We start from the raw sequence: 20,337 nt of genomic DNA on the forward strand, positions 1-20,337 counted from the left end.
GGTGTCAGGCGGAGCGGGCGAACTTCGTGGCTGCGGTAGTCGGCTGCAGGGCGAGCAGTCGTCGTGCTTTCTCTGCTTCGATCTCGCGGGGCAGCTCTCCTTTGCGGGTGCCTGAGCGGCCGTAGAGGAGGATCTTCACGCCGGTCTTGGACACCTGTGCCTGGTCGGCGATCTCGAGGACGGTCATGCCGGATGCCATGAGCTGGCGGACGTGCTGTCGGATCGGCTCGGCGGGCACGCGCGGGGCCTGCGGGGCGATGCCGGCCTCCCGGCGTCGGCGCCGTTCCTCAGCCAGTGACGCATCGGCGCACGAGATCTCCGCGGGGCAGTGGTCGCGGTCCTTGCAGCCGAGCTGGTAGCCGTAGGCGGTCCCGTGGTGCTCGAGCGGGATGCTCTGCGCCTTCCGGTTCGCCATCCACTGCCGGTGATACTCGCGGCCGGCTTCGATGCACTCGGGGCGGTCGCAGCCGCGCGCTCGGCATGCGTTGGTGCCGTGCGGCTGCAGCTGCCTCGGCTGCGAGGTTCGGGCAGCACGCGCGGTCCGAAGTCGCGGTGTGCGTGGCCTGGCCGGTGGGGAAGGGCGATCGTGGTCTGCGAGGGCGTCGACGGCGGACTGGTGCCGCAGGGTTGCCTCCTGCAGCGCTCTCTCGATCACCCCTCCGACGGAGAGGCCGGTGCCGGCGGCGATGGTGGCCGTCTTGAGGGTCTCGGCCGCGGCGCGCAGCTGGCCGCGCAGCTCTCGGTGGTCTTTGCGCCACTGCTCGAGCTCGTCGACGTGACGATCGAGGTCCGCTTCGTAGCCGTCGAGTGCCTCTGAGAACGCGCTGGCGAGCTCTGCGGGGAGCTTCTCGGCGTCGCTGCGTGCCTTGTCGAGCCACTGGTAGCCGGGATGGGTGCGCGGCCGCGGCGTCGACGGGCGAGGCCGTGCGGTCGGCGCCGGCGCCGGCGCCTCCTTCGGCATGCGCGGGGGTTTGGGTGTGTTGGCGCGCGCCGGCTTCGGTTTGGGGGTCGGCTTGGGTCGACGGGGGCGTGTGGCTTCGACGGCGGCACGGCGCTCTTCTCGAGCGGCGATCTTGTCCCGTTGCCGCGACTCGGCACGCGCGGCCTCGTCGCGCTCGAGGATCTCGGCGAGCGGTGTGCCGGCGTCGATGAGCTTCGCGAAGGAGTAGTCGCCCACGTAGCGGGTGTGGACGGTGCGGCAGGGGATCAGCGCGGGGCACGCGGCAGTGCGGCATCCGTGGCGGTACCCGTCCGGGGTACCGTGCGGGAAGCGGTCGTCGAGGAGATCGAGGGTGGACATGACGGTCGACCTCAGTAGCGGAGGAGCTTCGCGGTGACCAGGGTCAACAGTGCTGCCCGCTGCGGGGCGTTGAGCCGTGAGAAGTGCGCACCAACGGTGTCTAGCGCCGTGGTGAACTCCTCGGGCAGACCGTCGAGATCCCGCTTGATGCGCCGCTCATTCGCATCCCGCTGCGCCTCCGCTTGATCGGCCACGCGCCACTCGTCGGTGGCGGCTGTGTCGGCGTATCTGCCGGTGATCCGTGGCGTGTACTGTCCGCCCGTGTAGAGCACGGTCGGCTCGCCGGCGGGGCGGGTGATCGTGATGATCGCGCCCACCGGAGCCGACGTGTACGGCTTGTACGAGCCGAGCTCCTTGCTGGTGAGCTCACCGTCGTCGAGCGTCCGATACCAGTGCGCGAGCTTTCCATTACTCGCGGCCTTGCGGCCGACGTAGACGACTTCCTCGGTGACGGTCGCTGCCTCTTCGCTCATTGGGGAGCACTCCTCGGATCAGTAAGAAAGTAGTGAATGTGACATTCACTGATACTAGAGAGGTTGCAGGGTCTTCGCAACCGTCGTCGTCGTCACGTCGACGGGCCGCTCTCGACGCTCGTTGACGGGAATCATCCGCACGGGCTCGTCGCGGGGAGCTTCGATCTCGAAGCCGCACGCGCCGCAGCTGTGCAGCCCGATCCCGTCGACGTCGTCGGAGGGGATGTACATGGTGGTCGGCTCTTCGCACATAAGGCAGCGCATGGTGATCTCCGTTCGCGTGGTCAGGCGCTTGTTGCCGGGGTGATCGGTTGGACGGTGGCGGAGTAGCCGCGGTGGGAACCCCAGGCGGCGGCGATGCGGTCGGCGACGTCGCGGTCCTCTCCGAGGTACGGGCGGTATCGCTTGCCGCGGGGGTCTGTGATGACGACCTGGACGACGCCGGATGGCTCGCGCACGGTGACTCTGGCTGCGGGGATCGGATACGCCTGGACGTGGCCGGCGATGATGAAGATCGGGTACAGGTCGCGTGCGAGCTCGGGGGTGCGGAACACGTCGTGAACCCATGCCGTGATGGCGAGCGCGCCGGCGGGGCTGAATCCGATGAGTCGTGCGGGGAGCTGCTCGAGCCCGGCGCGCACGAAGTAGTGCTCGTCGACGAGGATCGGCGTCGGTGGGAGCAGAGACTTCTCGTCGTGGGCGGGGTAGATGGTCAGGCTGGTGCGGCTGTTCATGAGGCGCTCGTTCATGCGGTGCGGCGGATGCCGGCGGCGATGATGTGTGCCTTGGTGGGCCGGGAGTAGAAGCCGAAGCTGTCGTCGTCGTCGGAAGCGGAGACGGTGGCGGTGAACGCGACGACGTCGCCGCGGGCGGCGGTGGAGATCTCGGAGGGCTTGGTGCCCCATACGCGCCAGCCCTCGCCCTGGACGAGGATCTTGACGGTGATTCCCCACTGAGTGTCGGTGGTCTTGGTCGCGAGGATCTCGCCCTGGATGAGGGTGCGCCCGGTGGGGACCGGGCGGCGCGCGGCCAGCTCGAGCTCGTACTGCTCGAGCAGCTCGTGGGCGGTGCGGACCTCGTCGTCGTCGAGGGTGCCGGTGTAGTCCTCGAGGGAGTCGAGGATGTAGCCGATCTTCTCGCGCAGCGGGTTTCCGTCTCGCATGCTCAGGTGTGCCTCGGTGAGCTGGTCGCGGAGGCCGGGGTGCTCGGCCTCGAAGGCGGCGCGGCGGGCGGTGATCGCCCGTGTTGTGTCGACGTGCTCGGCGTGTGCCTTCGCGTGGGCTCGTGCGGTGGCGCGGGCGCTGCTGACGAGGCGGCTGCGGGTGCCGGTGCCGCGGCAGTCGAAGCAGATCGGGCGCCCCTGGCCATCGGTGAAATGTGTCGGCGCGGTGTACAGGCCGGTGCCGATGCACTTGCCGCAGGTGTCGGTGATCCGCTCGGAGCCCTTGCGGCCGGGGAAGGGGTCGACGTAGAAGTCGTGCCAATCGGCCGGTGCGGTGGTGTCGATGCTGTCCATGGGATCCTCCGGTTCGTCTGTGGGTATAGGCCGCGGATCGTTCTCTTCGCGGACATGAAGGGGAAGGGGCGGGGGCGGCTGTGTCACGGAGCCGCCCCCGCGGCGGCGACCTGGTTGGGAGGACGGCGGGTCGCCGGGAGGGACATGGCGGCGAGCGCGGCGAGCGCTCGTCAGGCTGCGGTGTGGCGCCTGTCCCTGGGAGGGGAACGGCGTTGCGCGGTTCCCCTGGTTGTGGGTCTGTGGGTTCTCCCTCTACTCAGTTAGTAGTGAATGTGACATTTACTAGGGTAGGTGTTTCCTGCCCGGAGGTCAAGTGGCGATCTGGCCTGCATCTGCTGGATCAGCTCGCGGGTGCGCGGTCCTCGTCGGCGGGGCCGAGCCCTTCCCAAAGGTCGGGGCGGTTCTCGTGGATCCAGGCGCAGATGGTGGCCCAGTCCGCGACGCCGGACGGGTGCTGGTTGATGGTTGCCATGGTGTCCTCCCGGATCGTCGGCTAGTGAATGTGACATTCACAGCTTAGGGAGGGGGTCGGACATCGCTGGGGGACATCGCGAGTGCGTCACTGAGGGCGGCGGAGTTGCCGCCGCCCTCAGCTCGGTCTATTGCATCTGTCTGGCGATGCCGGCTGCGGCGCTGACGACTCGACGGGGGATGCCGAAGATTTCGGGAGGGCCGGACGCGACGCCGTTGCTCCACACCTTTCCGACGCGCCATCCGATGGGGAACCGGAGGGTGGTCGTGGTGTAGGTGGCCCCGGATTCGAGGGGGCCGGCGATCACACCGAGGGGGCTGACCTCGACGTACCACCGGCCAACGGTCTTGGAGCCGCCTTCGTGGCCGTTCATGCGCCGGCGTTCTCGAGCGGCTGCGCGACGTGTGCCGGCAGGGCGCGTAGCGCGGCGCGGGTCACCCACTCGTCGGCGGTCTCGTCGAACTGGCCGAGCTCGATGATCGGCCCCTGGTCGTCGTGGTGGATGAACAGCGACCCGTACTCGCGGCCGTCGACGTACAGGTAGATGTTCCCGGCGTAGGCGCCGATCTCGCCGTTGTCGAACAGCCCGTCGCGGGCGTCGGGTTCACCCAGGTCGATCTCTTCCTGGCGGTGCCCGAAGTTGAGGGTGAGCTTCATGGTGTCCTCCGTAGTAGGTGGTGAATGTGACATTCATAGGCTACGGTGGGGGTCCGACATTGCGCCGGCGAGCGAGCGATGCACTCTGTGTCCGCGAAGCAGCCGGGATGCGGCCTATACCCCTCAGACGGGCACAAGCCCGCGACGAGAGGAGGAGCGATGCCGAGTCGCGAAGAGGTAGACGACGTCCTGCAGCGCGTGGGGCTGGCGGCGATCTCGTACTACCCAGAGATTCACATCGACGAGCCGGACTACACCGTCGACACCGACGTTGATTGGTGCCTCGAGCCGGTGACCGACCTGACCGATGAGCAACGCGCCCCGCTGCGAGAGGCGGTCGGCCTGGCGATCACCAACCCGACAGCTCACCGGTACGCCCTGTTCCAGACGTTGCTCGAGCTGGCGCCAGCGGAGTCGTAATGTCCGCCGGCGTCGACGACTCGTCGGCGCGACCGGTTGGCGGACCAACCGACCCTCACGCGGCATGGCTGCGAGCGGGTCAGGCACGCCAGCAGGCGAAGCGCGCCGAGCAGGAGCAGTCGGCTGCGGCGAGCGCTGCGGCCGATCCGAAGCGGGACTACGCGAAGCGGTATCGCGAGGAGCATCGCGAGGAGATCCGCGCGTACCGGGCGAAGTATCACGCGGAGAACCGTGACGAAGTGAACCGGAAGAACCGGGAGTACATGCGGGAGCGGTCGCGGAAGATGCGAGCGCAGAAGGAGCGGCGCGAGAAGGACCGCGAGCGGGTGCGGCGGTGGACCGAGGCTAACCGTGAGCGCAAGCGCGAGACGATCAGGCGGTGGCACGCGGAGCACCCAGAGAAGACGGCGGAGTACTCGCGGCGCTACTACGAGCGCAACCGTGACGCGGTGCTGGCCAGGGCGAGACAGCGTCGAGATCAGAGCCCGGAGAAGGTGAAGGCGTCGTCGCGGGACTGGCAGCAGCGCAACCGGGAACACCTGACCGAGTGGCAGCGGCAGTATCGGGCTGAGAACCCGGATGTGTATGAGCGGGCGCTGCAGTCCAACCGTGAGTCGAAGCGGCTGGCTCGCCGCCTCAAGTCGTTGGGGTTGCCGGCAAAGCGCGTGCGTCGGTCCCCGGCAGCAGAGCGGCGAGCGCATGAGGCGGAGTCGCGGGAGTTCTTCGAGCGGGACCGGGCGGTGAGCGCGCGGAAGCGGGTCATGGCGGAGTACACACCGCTGGATCAGGCGGCGCTCGAGGCGTGGCGGGCGAGGTCGCCATTGGCGCGTCGACGGGATGCGCAGCTGTCGCGGTTCCGGCGGCAGCTGCGCACGGGCGCGGGCAGGATATCGGAGATCCGTGAAGAGGTTCGGATGGATGCCGTTGCACGGCGACTGCGGGGAGACAGCCTCGACGCGCCCGCGGAGCTGCGTCAGCGGGTCTTCGACGCCGCGGGAGGCCAGGAGTACCTCGCGGCGGGTGGCGATCGCCATACGGCGGCGCTGATGCTCGAGGAGTCCCTAGATGGGCTGGTCAAGCCTGTCGCGCTCCCGGATGGGCGGGGGATGGTGTGGGTGCCGGAGCACACGCGCGCAGGACGGGAGATCGCCGGTCACTGGCGCCGGCGCCCCGGCGCGTGAGCAGCTGCGCGGTGAGGACTGCGGGGCGTCCCTGTGTGGGGCGCCCCGCACTCGCTCAGCTGGCTGCGGCGAGCGCGTAGCTGCGTGCCCGCCAGCGGGGGATGCGCACGCGCACGCCGTGGTGGTCGATCACGCGGAGCACGTCGCGCCCTTCGACCTCGAAGACGGTCTCCGTGGTGGTCTGCAGCCCTCCTCCGAAGGTGAACGGCTCTGCGAAGCGGATGTGGTCGCCGCGGCGGACGCGGGGCTTGGCTTCCTCGAGCTCGAGGTTCGCCCAGCAGGCGGCGCGCCACTGGTTGGCGTACTCGTGGTCGGTCGGGGTGAGGGCCTCGAGCACCCGGCGGGGTGCGTGGACTGCGCCGGGGCCGACCGTCTCGTCCATGTCCTTGTACGTGAAGTTGTAGTAGCTGGACGGGGCGACGGAGTAGAGCACGACGAACGCGAAGACCTCCCCGGCGTGGGGGTGGCCGTCGTTGTAGCGCACCGCGGCGTAGAACTCGTAGGGCCAGTCGTAGCTCCCGCCGATGTAGTCGGGGTCGCGGCGGGTGCCGCTGGCGATGATCGTGGCGTTGGTGAAGTAGTCCGCGAAGTAGTCGCTGACGCTGACGCCGGCCGTCTTGTGAGTGGATGTGGCACCCATGGTGTCCTCCTCGGTTGCTAGTGAATGTGACATTCACAGGCTAAGGGAGGCCTCCGACATCGCCGACGTGACAGCAACAACGACGGCGGCGGGATGGCGAGCGCGAGCGCGGGGCCGAGCTCGGGGGAGAGCGAAGGGGCTACCAGGCCTCGGGGTCAAGAAGTTCGTCAGCGACATCGACGAAGTAGTCGTCGTCTTCACTCCATGCGTAGAGGCCCTCGAAGACCACGCCGATTGCAAACGTCATCACGACGAGTCCGCCCCAACGGCCGATGAACTCCGAGTAGGAGTCGAAAGCTCTGTGCTCTCTGGCTCGCTCGAAGATCTCGTACATGATCTTGCTTGACTCCTCGTCCCAGCGTTCGGTGAAGGATGGGCGCGCGATTGCCCCGGTGAGAACCTCGTCCTCGAACCAGGAATCCAGGAGGCTGAGCGTCGTCCCGATGATCTGCGCGGGGGTTGGTTCTTCGTCGGGGGTCATCCCGGTGAGGAAGTCGGAGAAGTCTTCGTAGTCGGCCTCCCACAAGTACTCTGCAGCGAGCCGTATCGCGCGGAACGCCTCTTTTCGAGCCTCACCTGTAGGCACCGCCATGATGAAGTTGTGACGTTGGATCGCCACCTGTAGGCCATCGTTGATCTCGTCGATTGTGTAGGCCTTGCCGCTGTCGAGGTCGATGTCACTTTCGAGAAGCAGCGGCTTGAGCTGCTTGAAGAGTTCAGCTGCCAGCCCTGTCTCTACACGCCGCCCGAAACTGTCGCGGCCGCTGCTGTCTACGTTGGGCATGAACGAGTCTCCTCATCAGGCGTCTGTAGCTCAGACCATAGCCGAGGGGTCTGTTGCCCGGAGCCGGGACATCGCCTGTGGTGCCGTGAGACGATGCGTCGATGAAGACGACCCATCGCGACGGCGAGGCGGGTGGGCTGCGGATGCCGGCCGTGTGGGATCGGGCCTCGCTCGAGGCGGTCGGGTTCGTGGGGTTCGTTCGATTCGCGGATCTTGCGGCCGCGAGGGTGCCGACTGAGGCGGGGATCTACGTGGTGCTGCGTCCGGCGGCGACGTCGCCGGAGCTGCTCGAGCTGACGCGAGCGCGGGCGGGATCCGCCTACCCTTTGGATGACCTCGCGGCTCGGTGGGTGTCGGGGACGCCGGTGCTGTACATCGGCAAGGCAGAGGCGAAAGTGGGCGGGCTGCGCAAGCGGCTGGGGCAGTTCGCGCGGAAGGGTGCCAGCCACCAGGGCGGGCGTTCGATCTGGCAGCTGGCCGATCAAGACGAGCTGCTCGTTGCGTGGGTGACGACGCCGGAGGAGTCCGCGGAGGACGTGGAGGTTCGCTACCGCGCCGCGTTCGCTGACGTGTTCGGTCGCTGGCCGTTCGCGAACCGGAAGCGATGAGGGCAGGCGGTTGATGAGAGGGGTTTCGCCGGGGATCTAGGTTGCTACCGCGGGCCTGTGTACGCTCTCGGCCATGAGGGCAGACAGGTTTGAGGACGTGGAACTTGGCGCGTTTGAGCGCTTCTATGACGAGCGACCCTTCGAGGGGCGCAGCTATCCCGGCCCATACTTCGAGACCGAGATCGCGTCGGGCATGAAGCGCGGGTTAGCGGTGTCCGTGGAGGGGCCTACGGTCGATGACGCGCGGGCGCTCATGGATCAGGTGAGGGCCATTATCGCCCGCCCGCTGCCCACCCACGAGATGTACTCTGCGCTGCTCGAGACATTCCCCAAGGCGTTCCCCTGGAATACCCCAAGACAGATGAGCTATGCCGTCACGCCGAGTGCCATTTGCGTCGGAAGGGAGGGAGACTACTCAGTCCACTTCGACGTCGACTCGGAAGACGACACTCAAGTCGACTATTGGCCTGTCGTGTGGCTTGACCGTGACGGCAACATTCTGAGCGCTCACGCCGATGGCGGACGTGGCGAATATCCCGGAGGTCGGGACTACACCCTCCCGGAGGCGACCGAGGCGTTGGTGCGATCCTGGCCGTCGAAGAACATTTGGGCAGAGGACATCGCGACCCGTCTGGACAAACTGGACGGGCTGGGCTGAGCCCCGCGTTCGTCGACGGGGCCCAGCGCGGCGGTGTCAGCCTCGTGCGGCTGCCAGCTCAGCGTCGATCCGGCGCCGCTCGCCGCCGGGGTGAGTGCTGCCCAGCAGCACGACGCGGCGATCCCATGCGACCTCACCCGTGAGCGAGTCGACCCAGTCGGTGACGTCGGCGCGCTGCGCCTCGGTCAGCTGGTCGACGGCCAGGCCGGGCAGGATCGTATCGGGCAGGGTGAGGGTCTTGCGCAGGTACTCGAAGTCAACCTCGTTGCGCCAGGCGCGCTCCGACTCGATGAACCGGTCGATCTGCGCGTTGTCGGGGTGCCACTGGCATCCGCCGATGCAGGCCTCCTCGGGGTCGACGGACTGAAACCAGACGGCGTGTACGGTGCGGTTGGTGGTCATGGCATCCTCCCGGATTGCTAGTGAATGTGACATTCATAGGCTACGGGGGGCCTCCGACATTGGCAGCGGCGAGCGCCGCGAGGGGCGGGGCGGGCGGTGTGCCCGCCCCGCCGGGTTGGGTTACTCGCGCTCCCAGTCGGTGACTTCCGCGTCGATCGAGTCGGCGACGTAGTTGTCGGATCGGAGCGACTCGATCACGTCTTCGACGGTGTACGCCTCGATCGCGAGGTCTTCCGCTTCGTCCGACGTGCGGGCGGTGACCGAGACGGTAACGCGCTGGGTCAGTGTGACGGAGAGGGTCACCCGGAAGTCGCGCTCGCGCGGGGTGCCGCCGATCGCTTCCACGAGCCGGTCGTACTCGGAGCAGAAGCCCTCATCGTTGGCGATCTGCTCACCCTTCTCCCAGATCGCCGCGAGCCGGTCGTCGGCGGCGTCGGTGATCGGCAGTCGCAGCCTGTCGATCTCGCGCTGCTGCCGTTCGACGGTCAGCGCGAGATCCGCGGCCTGCGCCTGGGCGGCGACGAGATCGGCCTGCGTGCGGGCCATCTCCCCGACGTAGGCGCCGCGCCGCTCGGTGACCGGGGCGGGCATGTCGAGCTGGCCCTGAGCGAACTCGATGTTGGTGGTGGTTGCCATGGTGTCCTCCTTGGAACGTAGGCGGTGAATGTGACATTCACAGGCTACGGGGGGCCTCCGACATTGCTGCGGCGAGCGCGGCAGTGCCCCGCCGGTAGATCCCGGCGGGGCACTGGGGGAGGTTCAGCTGGCGGGTGGTGTGAGTGCCGCGAGGAGTGCTCTGAGGGCGTCCACAGCCCCGTCACGGGCCTCGAAGACGGCATCCATGGTATCGGCCTCTGTGGAGCGCTCGGCCTCCTCGATCGCCGCCTGTGCGGCGCCGGTCAGCTCGCGCAGGCGGGCGGTGTCTGCGGCGAGCGCGAGGGGTGCTCCGTGCTCGGTGATGTGCAGCGTCCATCCGTCGCCGGTCGGGGTCGCCCACACGGTGGCGATCGCCTGTCCTTCGGCGTTGTCGAAGTCGACCTTGCCGAAGTCGTCGCCGTGGTGGGCGAGGATGCGTGCTCGGTCGTCGACGGGCATCGAGTACAGGTGGGAGTTGCTCGGCGTCCAGGTCGCCGGTTCGGCGCGCTGGCCGGTGTCGTAGGGAGTGAGTGCGGTGGTCATGGCTGGTCCTTTCGTCAGAGGGTCGGGGGCGGGCGCGGTGCCCGCCCCCGGTGGTGTCAGCGGGTGAGCAGCCCGGCGATGATCCTGTCGACGGACTCGGCCGAGACCGTCACGGCGCAGGGGATGCAGACCTCTGTGCGGGTGTGGCGGATGTCCTCGTGGTCCAAGATCGTGACGACGTAGTTGCGGGCGTCCTGGACGCCGCACTCGGCGCAGGAGTATCCGACCGGCGGGGCGTCGGTCTCGGTGTCGTCGTCGATGCCCTGGCGGGCCAGTTCGACGGCCTGGCCGACCCAGTAGGCGACGGCCTGGTCGTCGACGACGAACGCGCCGTCGTCGATTGCCTCGATGAGCGAGCCGCCGTGGTTGCTGGTCATCCGCTCGAGGATCGTCCGCGAGATCTCGTCGACGGTGAGTGGTGTGGGTGCCATGGTGTCCTCCTTGGAACGTAGGCGGTGAATGTGACATTCACAGGCTACGGGAGGCCTCCGACATTGCTGCGGCGAGCGCGGCAGCGCCCCGCCGGTAGATCCCGGCGGGGCGCTGGTGGGGGTCAGTCTTCGCCGGGGAGGGCGATGATGATGCACGCCTGGCCGGTGAGGTTGTACCCCTCGATGCTCACGCGGAGTCGCTGGCGGCTGGCGGTGGTGGCGGTGCTCGGGTTGCCGGAGCGGGTGGCGTTCGGCACGCGCAGCACGTAGGTCTCGCGCGGGACGAGATCGCCGGCGACCTGGCGGGCGGTGGGGCGGATGACGTTGAGCACGTCCCAGAATCGGGCGTCCTCGCTCTGCCAGTCGCCCTCGCGGGTCCACTGCACCGCGGCCTCGTAGGCGGCGCGGGTGAGCAGTACCGTGAGCCGGTATCCGGCCTCGAGGGCGGTGGCGGGGTTGAAGTGCAGCAGCAGCCCGTCTGCGACGGCCTCCTCTGCGGTGTAGACGGCGATGATTTCTGCGCCCTTGAACGGGTTTTCGCTCTGCTCGGTCATGGTGTCCTCCCGGATCGCTTGCTAGTGAATGTGACGCTTACACTCTAAGTGAGGGGTCAGACATTGGGCCCGGCGGGTGAGCGCAGGACGATGGGGAGACGGCGGCGTGCATGACTGAGACGTGGATCTACGAGCGCACGGCGGACAACTCTGCGCGCTTCGTGCTGGGGACGGTGGGCGTAAACCCTCTCGTGTGCGTCGGTGTGAACCCCAGCACCGCGGCGCCGGGAGACCCGGATCGCACCGTCAGCAAGGTCATGGGGTTCGCGGCCCGAAACGGGTTCGACAGCTGGGTGATGCTGAACCTCTACCCGCAGAGATCCATCGACCCCAAGGGCATGCACCTGGTGCACGACCCCCAGCTGCAAGCCGATAACGAGCGACACATCGCCGATCTCATCGGCGGACGCCAGCTCACGATCGTCGCCGCGTGGGGCGAGCTGATCCGATCCCGCCCTTACCTCCCGCAGATGCTTGAGGGCATCGCCTCGGTGACGGATGCCTCCGGCTGTGACTGGGTGTCGATCGGCGATCTGCTCAAGAGCGGGCACCCCCGGCATCCGTCACGCGCCCGCTACGCCTGGCCGTTGCAGAGCTTCGACGTGGCGAGCTATCTGGCCTAGACGTGACGGTGCCCCGCCGATTGATCCCGGCGGGGCACCGTGCGGCTATTCCTCGTCCTCCGACCATTCCAGGCGGGGGTCGAAGTGGAACCGCTCGCGGGCCTCGTTGTGGGCGAGGTCGTCGCTGCGGGCCACGTACTCGTCCTCGCTGAGCCGGGAGCCGTGGCCGTTCGCCCAGGGGAGCGGGTCGCGGTCACCGTCGCTCTCGGCCAGCCAGGTCTCGCGGATGATGTGGTCAGCGGTGCCGGTGTGCCCCAGCTCGTCGAACAGGTCGGCGAGGATGCGGCCCTCGGTCATGTTGATCGAGCTGAACACGTCGTCATGCCACCTGCCGATCATGTCGGCCGCGGCCGCGACGACGGCGAGGTCGGGGATCGTTCCGCTGCTCATCGCTGCACCTTCCCCAGTCCCCAGTCGGCTCGTTCCTCGTCGGCCATCCACACGGCCCGGTCGAGCGCGTGGTGAAGGTCGACGCCGCGCGCGTCGGCCAAGTGCACGAGATCCGTGAGCACGTCCCGGATCGCCTGGTCCGGCTCGCTCGGCTCGTCGTCGTACCAGGCCGCGATGAGCGTGTCCGTGCGGAACCGCGAGCGCTGCATGGTGTCGGTCTCGGTGTTCGCGTGCAGCTCGCGGCTCATCGTGAGCTCGAGCTGCGTGGTGGGGTTTGCCATGGTGTCCTCCAGGATCGTTGGCTAGTGAATGTGACATTTACAGCCTAGGGAGGGGGTCAGACATTGGCCGCGGCGAGCGCGACGGTGCCCCGCCGGATGATCCCGGCGGGGCACCGATTAGAGCGTCAGCGGCGGATGCCGCGCGCCCAGTAGAGCGCCCACGGCAGGTCGAACCGTGCCGCGATGCCGTCGTGGGCGATGTGCAGCGCGCTCGCCGCGTACCGGCGCGTGGGGAGCGGCTGGATGCGCTGCGGGTGCACGTCTCGCTCGGGAGCCTGGTGCGGGGTGCTGCCGGTGAGGATGCGGCGGGCCGTGCCCTGGTAGGCGCGGTCGGCGTAGCCGGTGATGACCTGGAAGGCCACGAAGCCGGGCCCGCCCCACGGGGCGGCGTACTCCGTGTCGAACAGCCTCCACGTCTCGGTGATCGTCCGCGCGGCCGGATCGAAGCTGCGAGTGTGGATGACCGCCTCCGGGTCGTCCGGCCGCTCGGCCTCGATCGCGTCCAGCGCCGTGCCCAGCCGGTCGAGCACGCGGCGAGCGCGGGCGATCTCATCGCGGCTGCTGAGCGCGTCGTGGTCGCCGCGGTCGATCGAGTGCACCCACTCATCGCAGGCCCACGCGGTGAGCGGGAACGTCTCAAGGCATGCCCAGTCGCGGAACGCCTCGACGATCGGGTTGCGCCGGGTCGCGCTCGCCGCGGTCACGGTGCCACCACCCGCAGGGAGCGCAGCCAGTCGACCTCTTGGGCGTCGAGAACATGCCCGGTCGTGATCCAGTCGGCGGCATCGTCGGTGCCGTCGAGATCGCGGAGCGTGTACACCTGGCGGGGGGCGTCGTCGTGTTCGGGGTTGCCGTCGTAGATCGTGCCGTCGTTGAGGAACACCCGGATGCGGCCGGTGCTCTCGGTGGTGTCGATCTGCGCGACGGCCGCGCCGTCGATGAGGGACACGTACCCGTGCACGTCGATGCCTGCGGCCTCGCCTGCGTGGTCGGCGACGGCCCGCTCGGCGGCGCCGGTCGCGAGCGCGCGGATCGCGTCGGCGTCCACGTCGCCCTGGCCGAGCGCTTGGGTGAGCCCGTCGATGTCCTCGTAGTTGAGCGCGATCGTCTCGGCGACGATCTCGCTGATCGGTTTGGTTGCCATGGTGTCCTCCCGGATCGTTGGCTAGTGAATGTGACGTTCACAGCCTAGGGAGGGGGTCGGACATCGGCGCGCGCTCGCCGCGAACGTGGGGCGCTCGCCGATGTCCGGGCGGGCTACATCTGCCCGACATCCCGCGCCATGCGCTCGCGGAACGCCGCGCACGCCGCGTCGATGACGGCGGCACGATAGGTGCTGCTCTCGCCCGCGGGGAGGGTCGCGAGCGCGTCTCGGAGGGCGGTGCGGGTGCTGTAGTGCAGAGCCTCGGATGCCTTGTGCGCCGAGCGGGTGCTGATGTCGTGGGTGATCCGCTCGATGATCTCCGGGACGGTGAGTGGGGGCAGCTCGAAGCGGTAGCCGGCGAGGTCGGCCAGGATGATCGCGCGCTGCCGATCGGTGAGCGGGGTGCCGTACCCGCTGCTGGGGTACAGCTCGAGGTCTCCGCTGCGGCCAGCCCGGATGTTCACGCGGACGTAGGGACGCTCGGCGCGGCCGATGCGCACGTTGCTGATGCGCTCGCCGCTGTCGGGGTCGATCGGGCAGAGGTCGGCGCGCGGCTCGCCGAGTGTGGGGCCGGGCTCGTGACTGCGGGCGTCGGAGACCTCCCAGGTCAGTCCGGCCGCGGTGAGTCGGTCGCCGAAGGTGAGGGGTGCGGTTGCCATGGTGTCCTCCCGGATCGTTGGCTAGTGAATGTGACGTTCACAGCTTACGGGTGGGGTCGGACACTGCGGCGAGCGCGGCAGCGCCCCGCCGGTCAGTTCCGGCGGGGCGCTGCGGGAGGGGTCGTGCTCGTCGCCTACTGGGGGGAGAGGGCGTTGGTGACCTGAGTCTTGATCTCTTCGGCGGCGAGGATCATCGCGCCGTCCTTGTGTGACTCGCCGTAGGCCGCGATCACGCCCGCGATCGCGCCCCATTCGGCTGCGGCCAGGCTCACGGGGATGGGCTTCGGCTGTGATCCTGCGGGCGATCCGCTCTCGCTGGTCATGGTGTCCTCCTGGGTGTCAGGTAGTGAATGTGATGTTCACAGTCTAGGGCGGGGGTCGGACATTGCGGCGAGCGCGACAGCGCCCCGCCGGTAGATCCCGGCGGGGCGCTGTCGGTGGGTCAGTAGTCCTCGTCGGTGCGGGCGAGGGTGTCGATGATCCGCAGTCCGTTGTGGAGGGGGATGGTGACGGTGGACAGGAGCGTGTAGCCCTGTGCGCCGTAGGCGTTCAGGTCGTCGTCGCGCTGCTGGCGAGCGCGGTTGCTGGCGATCTCGCCCTCCGCCTCGGTGTACTGGCGGGTGTCGATGGTGATGAATCGAGTGCGGTTTGCCATGGTGTCCTCCCGGATCGTTGGCTAGTGAATGTGACATTCACAGCCTACGGGTGGCCTCCGACATTGGAGCTGCCCACGGGTATAGGCCTCGGTTTCGGGGGTTCGCAGACATCGCAGGGCGGTGCCCCGCGACCGTCGCCGCGAGGCACCACACGAGGGGCTGGCTATGCGCCGGGGCACTCGGTGTCGATGTCGTCCTGGTCGAGCGGCAACAGTCCGCACGCCTGGCAGGTCGTCGTCCCGGTGAAGCGGCCGCTCTGCCACTGGTGGGCGAGCGGCTCGGCGGGTGCGTCCTCGTCGTCGGTGTCCATGGTCGCGGTCGCGCCGCAGTCCAGGCACCGGGCGGCGACGTCGCCGTTGAGGGTGACGACGACGCCGGGGACGCCGGAGAGCCATTCGATGTTGGCGTGGTCGCAGTCGGTAGTGGTGGTGGCCATGATGTCCTCCCGGAACGCTGGCTAGTGAATGTGACATTCACAGTCTAGAGAGGGGATCGGACATCGGCGGCGAGCGCACGCGACGGTGCCCTGCCGGTCGTCCGGCGGGGCACCGCGTGGGGTCAGGCCGCGTCGAGCGGCGTCCAGTCCCGTTCGTGGGCGGGGGTGTAGTCGATCAGCGCCGCGAGGCGGTCGCGTGCGGCCTGTAGCGCCTCGATCTCGGTGTCGTTGCTGTCGCCCTCGGCGGCGGCGAAAGTGTCCTCGATCAGACCGGCGATCTCCTTCTGTGCCGCCTCGTCGATGAGGGTGAGGCGGGCGATCTCGCCGTCCGGGTAGCGGGCATCCAGCGCCGCGGCGTCCTGGTAGTCGAAGGCCCACTGCTCGCCGAGGATCGCGAACGCCGCGGCGATGTCGCGGCCGCGGTCGCCGGTGCTGATCGCGACGTAGCCGCGGTTCAGGCCGGTGCCGACGTGCGGGTGCAGGTCGGCGTGGTCGGGGCCGAAGGTGATGTAGGTGGTCATGGTGTCCTCCCGGATCGGTTGGTAGTGAATGTGACGTTCACAGTCTAGGGCGGGGGTCGGACATCGCCGCGGGGTGTCGGTCGTGGGGTGCGTGGTGCGTGAGCGCCCCAGCCGAGGCGTAGGGCGCTCACGTCGTGGGGTGTGGCTACGCCTTCCAGGTGCCTTCCCAGCCCTCGGGGAGACGCACGCCGTGCTCGCCGTGCTCGTCGGTCTGGTGCAGGTACACGAGCACGTCGCCGGGGTCGGGGTCGGCCTCGTACTGCGGCACGGTGCGCTCGATGGTGTTGATCTGGCCGACGCTGTTGTAGCGCACGTCCACGTCGATCGCGCGCAGGTAGCCGTCCTCGACGTTGACGTGCTGATCGCAGCGCGGGCACCACAGCACGACGCGCTCGCCGTAGTCGGTCGGCTCGTCGAGCTCGACGATGCGCAGCGCGGGGAAATCGGCTGCCTCGATCTCGTGCATGACGCTCCACAGCCGGTCGATCAGGTCGTCGGCAGGGATGCGGGGAGCGGCCGCGGCCGCGGGTTCGGTGGTGGTCATTGTGTCCTCCTGGGAACGGTGAAGGCCTGCGGCGAGCGCGGGCGGGGATTAGAACTCGAGGTGCTCCCGCCGAGGGGAGGGGCGTGTAGCCGGCTCCCCTCGGGTGGGTGGTGCTCGCCGCCGCCGGGGTAGGTGTGCACCCGGCGGCGGCGAGGGGGTCAGACGGCTTCGACCAGCCCAGGGCTGACGCGCCAGCCGTTGGCGAGCGTGTACGACTTGGGGTTGGTGCGGACGATGAGCGTCTCGACTCCGGCCAGCCCGTCACGGGTGGTGCGCGGGTTGGCGACGATGCGCACGCGGGTTCCGGGGATCAGGCTCGGCAGCGCGGCCGCGGTGGCTTGCAGGGCAGCGGCGAGCGCGTCGTCGCTGTGCCCGGTCGGCTCGACGGTGGCGGTGCGGGCGAGGGTGTACACCTTGCCGGGTTCGGTGAGGGCTGCGATCTTCGCCTTGGTGCGGGCGAAGTCGATCAGCACGTACTCGGTGCCGCGGAAGCGGAACGTGTCGCCGGGGGTGCGGGTGATGAGGGTGGTGGTGTCGGTCATGGCGTCCTCCTTGGACTCTCGACGGTGAATGTGACATTCACAGGCTACGGGTGGCCTCCGACATTGGGCGGGGCGGGCGGCGCGGTCTGCGCGCCCGCCCCGGCGTGGGTCACTGGGCGGCGATCGCCGCGGTGATCTCGGCGGTGACCCGCTCGCGCTTGGCGTCGGCATCGCGCCCCGGCTCGAAGTGACCGAACGCGGTCAGGTACGCCTCGATCTGCCCGCGCAGGTACTCGGTGTTGCTGGCGTCGGCGTTGAGGCCGATGATCGCGTAGCGCGCTGCGCTCGCCGCGGCCCGCCAGCCGCTCTGCGTGAGGCCGTGGGGGTCGCCCTCGGGGAGCGAGTAGGGCTGCTCGATCTGGCCGTCGCGCGCGGTGTACTTGGTGACGGTGCGCTCGGTGACCACGACGGCATCCAGATAGTCGGGGTCGCCCTGCCCGCCGAGGGGCACCCACACCTGGGGGTCGTCGTCCGGGTGGTCGGCGTCGATGCGAGCGAGCAGGGCGGGCATTGCGGGGTCGAGGGTGAACGGGTCGCTGAGGCTGTAGTCGTCCCAGGCCTGGCGCAGCTCGTCCGGCTCGATGGTCGTCCATCCCTCGTCGAACTCGGCGCGCAGCGGAGCGTGGAAGCGGATCGCGCGCTCGACGGCTGCGCGGATGTCGTGGACGTTGTTGATGGTCTCGGTCATGGAGTCCTCCCGGAACGATTGCTAGTGAATGTGACATTCATAGGCTACGGGTGGCCTCCGACATCGCGCGGGGACATCGCGAGTGCGTCACGGGCGAGTGCCCGCCGGGGTGACCGGCGGGCACTCGGTGACGCTCAGCGGGCGAACGCCCAATCCGGGAGCACGGCTGCCGAGCAGAGGGTCGCGACGATCTGGCTCATGCCGTGGTCGGGGTCGATCGCGAGGGCGCGGTCGGTGTAGACGGTGGCGTGAGTGGATCGGCCCAGCGCCCAGGACAGCCAGGCGGCGGCGGCGAGCAGGTTGGGGCGCTCCTGGTCGTCGGCGTAGGCGGCAAGGTGGCGCACGAGCGCGAGTCCCGCCGTCAGCCGGTCGGCGTCGGGGCGGTCGCCCTGTCCGTAGAGGGTGCGGGCGATGCTCTCGGGGACGGGTGCGCCCATGATCGAGTGGCCGATCTGCGCGGCCAGGGCACGGGTGCCGTTGCCGCGGTCGGTGGCCCACTGGATGAGGGCCACGTCACGCCACAGCGGGATGCCGATGCCGGTGAGCAGGATCGCAGCCTGGCGGGTGTCGAGGTCGGCGGGGTCACCGGTCAGGGCGTCCTCCGCGACGGCGACGAAGTCCGCGAGGGCATCGTCGTCCATCCGCGCGGCCGCGAACGCGATCCGGGCGGCACGCGCCGGGTCGGCGTCGGGGATGCTCGCCCCGGCGGTCTGGGATGCTGCGACCTTCTCGCGCAGCGCGTCCGGGGTCGCGATCTCGGCGACGGGGCGCGGTGCCTCGCCGGTCAGGTGGCTGCCGTAGCCGTCGCTGGCGACGTAGAGCACGTCCACCAGGTGCAGTCCCTGCCGGTCGGCGACATCGGCGATCTGCTGGCCGAGATCGCGGGTGCTGTCGGCGTCCTCGGCGGCGTAGATCACGGCGGCTACCCCGGTCACGCGCGGCACTCGGCAGACCAGCCCGAGGCTGGTGTGCGCGAGCGTCGCGGCATCCGCGTCGAGGTCGAGTCGCATCGCCCCGATCGTGCGCGACGCCTCGAAGGGCACGAGCACGAGCGAGTCCTGCGGGGTGAAGCCGAGCAGCGCGGGCACGAGGCCGAGGAAGTCGCGCGGGGTGCCCGCCTTGATGGTGGTCGGTGTGGTGGCCATGGTGTCCTCCCGGAACGTTGGCTAGTGAATGTGACATTTACAGGCTACGGGAGGCCTCCGACATTGGTCGATGCACGCCAGGAGCCGACTCCCGACTGGCTCGTCGAAGGAGCAACCCTCGGAGAGCTCGCCGGGAAGATCGACGTTCCCGCCCAGGCGCTGGCCGAGACGGTCGCGCGATTCAACGAGCACGCCGCCCGTGGGGAGGATCCGGACTTCCACCGCGGTGCGAGCGCGTACGACCGCTACTGGGGAGACGAACAGAACCCGTATCCCAATCCCAGCCTCGCACCGCTCGAGCAAGGCCCCTACTACGCTCTCGCCGTGGTGAACGGCTGCTTCGGCACCAGCGGAGGGATCGCCACCGACGGCCTCGGAAGGGTCCTCGACGCAGACGGCGATGCCATACGCGGCCTGTTTGCGGTCGGCAACGCCTCCGAGAACGCCTTCGCCGCCGGCTACCCCGGCGCCGGCGCCACGCTCGGTCCGATCATGACCATGGCCTACCTTCTCGGGCGTACCGCCAGCGGCGCGTCGATCGGCGACCTGAGCCTTGCCGACGGAGCCGGGGCACGATGATCCGTCACGTCGTGTTCTTCTCGTTCGCAGCGAACCATGATCCTGCCGTGCTCGAGGAGTGGCGCGACCTGCTCGATGGTCTGCTCGGAAAGATTCCCGGCCTGGTCCGACTGTCACACGGCCCCGACGTGATGCGCAGCGAACGCGCATGGGACTATGCACTCGTCGCCGACTTCCGCACCCTCGACGATGTCCGTGCCTACGCGACGCACCCCGCGCATCTGCCGCTCTTCCCTCTCTCCGGAGCGATCTCGGAGCAGATCGCCTCGGTCGACTTCGAGATCGACGAGCAGTAGAGGAAGTACCCAGGCGCCGTGAAGAGCGAGGATGGTTTCTCGATGCCCCGAGTACGTGCGGTCACCCCCACCGTGGCAGAGGAGCTCCGCGACCTGAAGGCACGCTATTTTCACTACGTCGACCTGAAGCAGTGGGACGAACTGCGCGGACTCTTCGTGGACGACTGCGTCTTCGAAGGACTGTGGGCCGCCGCGCCCGACCCCGACACGTTCGTGGAGAACCTGATGCGCAACATGACCGAAGAGGTCGTCAGCGTCCATCACGGGTTCATGCCGCAGTTTCGGCGGATCGATGACTTCTCGGCTCGCGGGCGCTGGGCCATGACCGACTATCTGACGTGGCCACGCGGGTCACGAGGGTATATGGGGATCACCGTGCCGGAACAGAGGGGGATGCGGGGATATGGCTACTACGAGGAGCTCTACCGACTCACCGAGTCCGGCTGGCGCATCGCCTTCATGCGACTGAGCCGGATCCGCATGGATCCCATCGTTGGCGACGCGCCTGCGATCGACTACCCGGTGGTTCCCGCGGTCCCCGGCTGGCTGGACTGACGC

Annotated in this window: 36 protein-coding genes; 8 read left to right on the forward strand and 28 right to left on the reverse strand. The window is 68.8% G+C overall.

The window, feature by feature from the left end; translation table 11 throughout:
- Window positions 1-4: 4 nt before the first annotated feature.
- The 8 genes from AB1285_RS22190 to AB1285_RS22225 all read right to left on the reverse strand — a co-directional run bounded on the left by AB1285_RS22190 (window position 5) and on the right by AB1285_RS22225 (window position 4,418).
- Window positions 5-1,300 (reverse strand): hypothetical protein, encoded by a 1,296-nt coding sequence (locus AB1285_RS22190; RefSeq protein ID WP_193599313.1) that lies wholly within the window; start codon window positions 1,298-1,300, stop codon window positions 5-7.
- 11 nt (window positions 1,301-1,311) lie between these two features.
- Entirely contained in the window at window positions 1,312-1,773 is a 462-nt protein-coding gene (locus AB1285_RS22195) for a hypothetical protein (protein ID WP_005051910.1), read from the reverse strand.
- Window positions 1,774-1,827: 54 nt separating this feature from the next.
- The gene (locus AB1285_RS22200) at window positions 1,828-2,004 is read right to left on the reverse strand and encodes a hypothetical protein (RefSeq protein ID WP_193599314.1); all 177 of its coding nucleotides are present in this window, start codon (window positions 2,002-2,004) and stop codon (window positions 1,828-1,830) included.
- A gap of 53 nt (window positions 2,005-2,057) precedes the next feature.
- A complete protein-coding gene (locus AB1285_RS22205; protein WP_193599315.1) occupies window positions 2,058-2,507 on the reverse strand; it encodes a hypothetical protein in 450 nt (149 codons plus the stop codon).
- Between the two features lie 11 nt (window positions 2,508-2,518).
- Window positions 2,519-3,289, reverse strand: a complete 771-nt coding sequence (locus tag AB1285_RS22210; protein WP_193599316.1) for a hypothetical protein — start codon at window positions 3,287-3,289, stop codon at window positions 2,519-2,521.
- A 340-nt stretch (window positions 3,290-3,629) separates the two neighbouring features.
- Window positions 3,630-3,761 carry a hypothetical protein gene (locus tag AB1285_RS22215; protein WP_005050812.1) on the reverse strand — a complete coding sequence of 44 codons (132 nt, stop codon included), beginning with the start codon at window positions 3,759-3,761 and terminating at the stop codon, window positions 3,630-3,632.
- Window positions 3,762-3,888: 127 nt separating this feature from the next.
- Window positions 3,889-4,134 (reverse strand): hypothetical protein, encoded by a 246-nt coding sequence (locus tag AB1285_RS22220; RefSeq protein WP_005050814.1) that lies wholly within the window; start codon window positions 4,132-4,134, stop codon window positions 3,889-3,891.
- On the reverse strand, window positions 4,131-4,418 hold the full coding sequence (locus tag AB1285_RS22225; RefSeq protein WP_005050816.1) for a hypothetical protein: 288 nt from the start codon (window positions 4,416-4,418) through the stop codon (window positions 4,131-4,133). Before AB1285_RS22225 ends, AB1285_RS22220 begins: the two co-directional genes overlap by 4 nt.
- Window positions 4,419-4,577: 159 nt before the next feature.
- Between AB1285_RS22225 and AB1285_RS22230 the strand changes: the two genes are divergently transcribed.
- Window positions 4,578-4,838, forward strand: a complete 261-nt coding sequence (locus tag AB1285_RS22230; RefSeq protein WP_005050818.1) for a hypothetical protein — start codon at window positions 4,578-4,580, stop codon at window positions 4,836-4,838.
- Window positions 4,838-6,019, forward strand: coding sequence for a hypothetical protein (locus AB1285_RS22235; RefSeq protein ID WP_005050820.1), 1,182 nt, complete (start codon window positions 4,838-4,840; stop codon window positions 6,017-6,019). The genes AB1285_RS22230 and AB1285_RS22235 overlap by 1 nt, the downstream gene beginning before the upstream one ends.
- Window positions 6,020-6,074: 55 nt before the next feature.
- On the opposite strand, the gene AB1285_RS22240 is transcribed toward AB1285_RS22235, so the two are convergent.
- Both AB1285_RS22240 and AB1285_RS22245 read right to left on the reverse strand, forming a co-directional pair.
- Window positions 6,075-6,659, reverse strand: coding sequence for a DUF6927 domain-containing protein (locus AB1285_RS22240; RefSeq protein WP_005050822.1), 585 nt, complete (start codon window positions 6,657-6,659; stop codon window positions 6,075-6,077).
- A gap of 139 nt (window positions 6,660-6,798) precedes the next feature.
- Window positions 6,799-7,443, reverse strand: a complete 645-nt coding sequence (locus tag AB1285_RS22245) for a hypothetical protein (RefSeq protein WP_005050824.1) — start codon at window positions 7,441-7,443, stop codon at window positions 6,799-6,801.
- A gap of 101 nt (window positions 7,444-7,544) precedes the next feature.
- On the opposite strand from AB1285_RS22245, the gene AB1285_RS22250 reads away from it, so the two are divergent.
- Together AB1285_RS22250 and AB1285_RS22255 are read left to right on the forward strand one after the other, a co-directional pair.
- On the forward strand, window positions 7,545-8,051 hold the full coding sequence (locus AB1285_RS22250; RefSeq protein WP_005050828.1) for a hypothetical protein: 507 nt from the start codon (window positions 7,545-7,547) through the stop codon (window positions 8,049-8,051).
- Window positions 8,052-8,124: 73 nt separating this feature from the next.
- The gene (locus AB1285_RS22255) at window positions 8,125-8,709 is read left to right on the forward strand and encodes a hypothetical protein (RefSeq protein ID WP_005050830.1); all 585 of its coding nucleotides are present in this window, start codon (window positions 8,125-8,127) and stop codon (window positions 8,707-8,709) included.
- Window positions 8,710-8,745: 36 nt separating this feature from the next.
- On the opposite strand, the gene AB1285_RS22260 is transcribed toward AB1285_RS22255, so the two are convergent.
- From AB1285_RS22260 to AB1285_RS22280, 5 genes are all read right to left on the reverse strand, one after another.
- A complete protein-coding gene (locus AB1285_RS22260; protein WP_005050832.1) occupies window positions 8,746-9,111 on the reverse strand; it encodes a hypothetical protein in 366 nt (121 codons plus the stop codon).
- 120 nt (window positions 9,112-9,231) lie between these two features.
- Window positions 9,232-9,747 (reverse strand): hypothetical protein, encoded by a 516-nt coding sequence (locus tag AB1285_RS22265; RefSeq protein ID WP_005050834.1) that lies wholly within the window; start codon window positions 9,745-9,747, stop codon window positions 9,232-9,234.
- Window positions 9,748-9,870: 123 nt separating this feature from the next.
- On the reverse strand, window positions 9,871-10,290 hold the full coding sequence (locus tag AB1285_RS22270) for a hypothetical protein (RefSeq protein WP_005050836.1): 420 nt from the start codon (window positions 10,288-10,290) through the stop codon (window positions 9,871-9,873).
- Window positions 10,291-10,346: 56 nt separating this feature from the next.
- A complete protein-coding gene (locus AB1285_RS22275; protein ID WP_005050838.1) occupies window positions 10,347-10,721 on the reverse strand; it encodes a hypothetical protein in 375 nt (124 codons plus the stop codon).
- Between the two features lie 122 nt (window positions 10,722-10,843).
- Entirely contained in the window at window positions 10,844-11,275 is a 432-nt protein-coding gene (locus AB1285_RS22280; RefSeq protein ID WP_005050841.1) for a DUF6573 family protein, read from the reverse strand.
- Window positions 11,276-11,385: 110 nt separating this feature from the next.
- Here AB1285_RS22280 and AB1285_RS22285 point away from each other — a divergent pair, with 110 nt between their 5' ends.
- On the forward strand, window positions 11,386-11,898 hold the full coding sequence (locus AB1285_RS22285; RefSeq protein WP_005050843.1) for a DUF1643 domain-containing protein: 513 nt from the start codon (window positions 11,386-11,388) through the stop codon (window positions 11,896-11,898).
- 45 nt (window positions 11,899-11,943) lie between these two features.
- On the opposite strand, the gene AB1285_RS22290 is transcribed toward AB1285_RS22285, so the two are convergent.
- From AB1285_RS22290 to AB1285_RS22350, 13 genes are all read right to left on the reverse strand, one after another.
- The gene (locus AB1285_RS22290) at window positions 11,944-12,288 is read right to left on the reverse strand and encodes a hypothetical protein (protein ID WP_005050845.1); all 345 of its coding nucleotides are present in this window, start codon (window positions 12,286-12,288) and stop codon (window positions 11,944-11,946) included.
- Complete coding sequence (locus tag AB1285_RS22295) at window positions 12,285-12,569, reverse strand: hypothetical protein (RefSeq protein ID WP_005050846.1); 285 nt, start codon at window positions 12,567-12,569, stop codon at window positions 12,285-12,287. Before AB1285_RS22295 ends, AB1285_RS22290 begins: the two co-directional genes overlap by 4 nt.
- A gap of 125 nt (window positions 12,570-12,694) precedes the next feature.
- Entirely contained in the window at window positions 12,695-13,273 is a 579-nt protein-coding gene (locus tag AB1285_RS22300; RefSeq protein WP_005050849.1) for a hypothetical protein, read from the reverse strand.
- Complete coding sequence (locus AB1285_RS22305) at window positions 13,270-13,713, reverse strand: hypothetical protein (protein WP_005050851.1); 444 nt, start codon at window positions 13,711-13,713, stop codon at window positions 13,270-13,272. Before AB1285_RS22305 ends, AB1285_RS22300 begins: the two co-directional genes overlap by 4 nt.
- Window positions 13,714-13,826: 113 nt before the next feature.
- Entirely contained in the window at window positions 13,827-14,372 is a 546-nt protein-coding gene (locus AB1285_RS22310; protein WP_005050853.1) for a hypothetical protein, read from the reverse strand.
- A 134-nt stretch (window positions 14,373-14,506) separates the two neighbouring features.
- Window positions 14,507-14,695 carry a hypothetical protein gene (locus tag AB1285_RS22315; RefSeq protein WP_005052851.1) on the reverse strand — a complete coding sequence of 63 codons (189 nt, stop codon included), beginning with the start codon at window positions 14,693-14,695 and terminating at the stop codon, window positions 14,507-14,509.
- A gap of 119 nt (window positions 14,696-14,814) precedes the next feature.
- The gene (locus AB1285_RS22320; RefSeq protein ID WP_005052853.1) at window positions 14,815-15,027 is read right to left on the reverse strand and encodes a hypothetical protein; all 213 of its coding nucleotides are present in this window, start codon (window positions 15,025-15,027) and stop codon (window positions 14,815-14,817) included.
- A 164-nt stretch (window positions 15,028-15,191) separates the two neighbouring features.
- A complete protein-coding gene (locus tag AB1285_RS22325; protein ID WP_005052845.1) occupies window positions 15,192-15,464 on the reverse strand; it encodes a hypothetical protein in 273 nt (90 codons plus the stop codon).
- Window positions 15,465-15,586: 122 nt separating this feature from the next.
- The gene (locus AB1285_RS22330; protein WP_005052843.1) at window positions 15,587-15,985 is read right to left on the reverse strand and encodes a hypothetical protein; all 399 of its coding nucleotides are present in this window, start codon (window positions 15,983-15,985) and stop codon (window positions 15,587-15,589) included.
- Window positions 15,986-16,130: 145 nt separating this feature from the next.
- On the reverse strand, window positions 16,131-16,529 hold the full coding sequence (locus AB1285_RS22335; protein ID WP_005052842.1) for a hypothetical protein: 399 nt from the start codon (window positions 16,527-16,529) through the stop codon (window positions 16,131-16,133).
- Window positions 16,530-16,687: 158 nt separating this feature from the next.
- Window positions 16,688-17,071 carry a hypothetical protein gene (locus AB1285_RS22340; RefSeq protein ID WP_005052841.1) on the reverse strand — a complete coding sequence of 128 codons (384 nt, stop codon included), beginning with the start codon at window positions 17,069-17,071 and terminating at the stop codon, window positions 16,688-16,690.
- A gap of 109 nt (window positions 17,072-17,180) precedes the next feature.
- Window positions 17,181-17,759 carry a hypothetical protein gene (locus AB1285_RS22345; protein ID WP_005052196.1) on the reverse strand — a complete coding sequence of 193 codons (579 nt, stop codon included), beginning with the start codon at window positions 17,757-17,759 and terminating at the stop codon, window positions 17,181-17,183.
- Between the two features lie 134 nt (window positions 17,760-17,893).
- Window positions 17,894-18,904 (reverse strand): DUF4192 family protein, encoded by a 1,011-nt coding sequence (locus AB1285_RS22350; RefSeq protein ID WP_005052192.1) that lies wholly within the window; start codon window positions 18,902-18,904, stop codon window positions 17,894-17,896.
- A 63-nt stretch (window positions 18,905-18,967) separates the two neighbouring features.
- On the opposite strand from AB1285_RS22350, the gene AB1285_RS22355 reads away from it, so the two are divergent.
- The 3 genes from AB1285_RS22355 to AB1285_RS22365 are packed head-to-tail and all read left to right on the forward strand — an operon-like array spanning window position 18,968 to window position 20,334.
- Window positions 18,968-19,483 carry an FAD-binding protein gene (locus tag AB1285_RS22355; protein ID WP_005052190.1) on the forward strand — a complete coding sequence of 172 codons (516 nt, stop codon included), beginning with the start codon at window positions 18,968-18,970 and terminating at the stop codon, window positions 19,481-19,483.
- Window positions 19,480-19,779, forward strand: a complete 300-nt coding sequence (locus tag AB1285_RS22360) for a Dabb family protein (protein WP_005052188.1) — start codon at window positions 19,480-19,482, stop codon at window positions 19,777-19,779. Before AB1285_RS22355 ends, AB1285_RS22360 begins: the two co-directional genes overlap by 4 nt.
- An 18-nt stretch (window positions 19,780-19,797) precedes the next feature.
- Complete coding sequence (locus AB1285_RS22365; RefSeq protein WP_052323124.1) at window positions 19,798-20,334, forward strand: nuclear transport factor 2 family protein; 537 nt, start codon at window positions 19,798-19,800, stop codon at window positions 20,332-20,334.
- Window positions 20,335-20,337 lie beyond the last annotated feature (3 nt).

The organism is Microbacterium sp. NRRL B-14842, assembly GCF_050470785.1.